The 2,207-nt window shown below is 47.7% G+C and carries 3 protein-coding genes; all 3 read right to left on the reverse strand.

Annotated features, from left to right (window positions below; all coding sequences use genetic code 11):
* Positions 1-237 precede the first annotated feature (237 nt).
* Positions 238-789 carry a DUF1643 domain-containing protein gene (locus tag ACJ2PR_RS35655; RefSeq protein ID WP_446870936.1) on the reverse strand — a complete coding sequence of 184 codons (552 nt, stop codon included), beginning with the start codon at positions 787-789 and terminating at the stop codon, positions 238-240.
* Between the two features lie 9 nt (positions 790-798).
* Positions 799-1,410 carry a hypothetical protein gene (locus ACJ2PR_RS35660; protein WP_446880605.1) on the reverse strand — a complete coding sequence of 204 codons (612 nt, stop codon included), beginning with the start codon at positions 1,408-1,410 and terminating at the stop codon, positions 799-801.
* Positions 1,411-1,539: 129 nt separating this feature from the next.
* Positions 1,540-1,983 (reverse strand): NUDIX domain-containing protein, encoded by a 444-nt coding sequence (locus ACJ2PR_RS35665; protein WP_446880606.1) that lies wholly within the window; start codon positions 1,981-1,983, stop codon positions 1,540-1,542.
* Between the last annotated feature and the right edge of the window lie 224 nt (positions 1,984-2,207).

The raw sequence follows: 2,207 nt of genomic DNA on the forward strand, positions 1-2,207 counted from the left end.
AAGGGTCGCTTCTCTTAGCCTACATTTCCTTCCCATAGAATAAATCAACCCTACCAAAGTTGGGGGACTTTGAGCCGAGAGACTTCCTAGATTTCAAGACCCATTCCCCAGTTTCAAAGTCCCCCAGAATGGGGGATTTAGGGGGCGAAGCGGACTGGAACGGAGCGACAAAAATCTGTTTATGACTCATTTAAGGATTGCTATAGAGACAGCTATTCAAAAAGCTGGTGATGCAGACTAATGAGAAGCCAAACTAAATTTTACTAGGAGCGTAGTGCTTTTGAGATAGAGCGGATGGCGCGGTTGTCCAAGTTTTGTGGTGCCGAGACAGTAGAGCGTTGGGTGTGAATCGAGCAATTTTATTACCGTACGATCGCGCTCTCCCAGCATCCCCCAATTTCCCCACGCCAGGACGATCGTTTCCACTCGTTTCGTCAATCTGAGAATAGAGCGATCGTTCTCTTTGCCAATCGGATCGTCTGCTTGCTTGAGTAAGTCAGGCGTTTTTGCCCGATAAGCAAACAGATTTGCGACTTCTAGCCCTCCATAGCCCCAAGACTTCGCAAACCCAATACAGCGTCGAATTGTAGGATCATCGCTCACTTCATCCGCCCGATTGGGATTGAGCATAATAAACCCGACACGAGGCGCATCACTCCACGATCGCTCCAACGAATACCGATAAGTCGTCAGAAGCAATGAAGAAGTCAACGCCTGAGTTTTGAATTCTTGAGCTTTGAATTCTTGAGCTTTGAACTGAACAATTTTTGCTCTCTCTTCATCCCTCATCCCTCATCCCTACCCGATCGGCTCTCTCCCCACTCGCACCGCATGAATCGACTCACTCCCCGACTCAGGAAAGCCTCGACGATAAAGAGCTTCTTCGGGTCTGCCCCAGCCAAGCTGCAAAATCACTTCTAAAGCGTCCGATCGCCCTTGATGGCTGAGAGTCGCCCACTCCGATCGCTGCAAAATTCGCTCAATATCATCGTGGATGACAGGTTGATAAAACTTTCCGGTGTTCATGCTCAAGTAAAAATCCATCCCAACCGTGGTTTCTCGCCAAAAATCGACGATTGAGGACTTAGCGGCTTTGAGCGTCTGCAAATCTTCACTCAAGCTGATCAACTGATCGTCAATCTTGGGATAGTGGAAGGCTTTTCCCTCAATCAAAAGATGTTGCCAGACGATGCCAGAGACTTGATGATCTCGTTGATAGCGATGAACCGTCTTGCGAAAGTCGTTGTAAGCCGTAAACTTTTGAATGCCGTCGGCTTTAACAAAGCGATCAATTAAAGGATTCATGCCCGAAGGGGTAACAGCCAAATTTAAGCGCTGCCCATTGATACAGGCTCGTCGCTCTTCTGCCAGGATTTTGATTAACTCCTCGGTGCTGTAGACTTTTGACATCTCAAAATCCTCTAGCTGGAGTGGTCACGAATTCATCAAACGTTTCTACGTGAATCGTAGCTTGCGATCGCGGATCAGTCTGTATTCATCGCGGTCTTTTTAACAATTCATAGACGCACCATCGACAGGTCACAAGCGCGGACGAATGCCATAGTGACGGTACTGCAAATATTCATTGAGAATGCGATCGTGATCAAAACAAAGATTGGTAGGAATTTCCCAAATCTCGGTAATTTTAGAGTTTTTGGCATCATCGCCTGCTTTAGGTTCACCCGTCGCCGTCGCAAGGTAAACCACGCTCAACGTATGCTGACGGGCATCTCGACTCGGATCAGAATAAACGTGAAACTGTTCGACGAGGGTAATCTCCAGTCCGACTTCTTCTAGCGCTTCTCGACGAGCGGCCGCTTCTGCGGATTCGCCATAGTCAATAAATCCTCCCGGAAGTGACCAACCGTAGGGAATGTTGAGCCGTTCGATCAAAACGATCGGGCGATGGGGGCGATCGACCATCTCAATAATCATGTCAACCGCCGGGGAAGGATTGCGATAAGCCACAGAATCTTGCTCCACAAAAACCTAAGCAACGACTACAGTAGCGCGGGCTTTGAATAAATGTCACTGACTTGAGAACAGTAGGCAATTCTTGAAGTTTTCAGAACTTTGGAGACTAATGTCTACTAAGGATCGCGAATTAAATAAGATCGTTTATTGCCAAGCGACTTCGCCCCCTAAATCCCCCATTCTGGGGTAGGGTTGATTTATTCTATGGGAAGGAAATGTAGGCTAAGAGAAGC

The sequence above is a fragment of the Phormidesmis sp. 146-33 genome (assembly GCF_052939515.1).

Coding starts and splice junctions, on each gene's coding strand:
- ACJ2PR_RS35655 (WP_446870936.1), bottom strand. CDS start 789: ATGAGGGATGAAGAGAGAGCAAAAATTGTTCAGTTCAAAGCTCAAGAA.
- ACJ2PR_RS35660 (WP_446880605.1), bottom strand. CDS start 1,410: ATGTCAAAAGTCTACAGCACCGAGGAGTTAATCAAAATCCTGGCAGAA.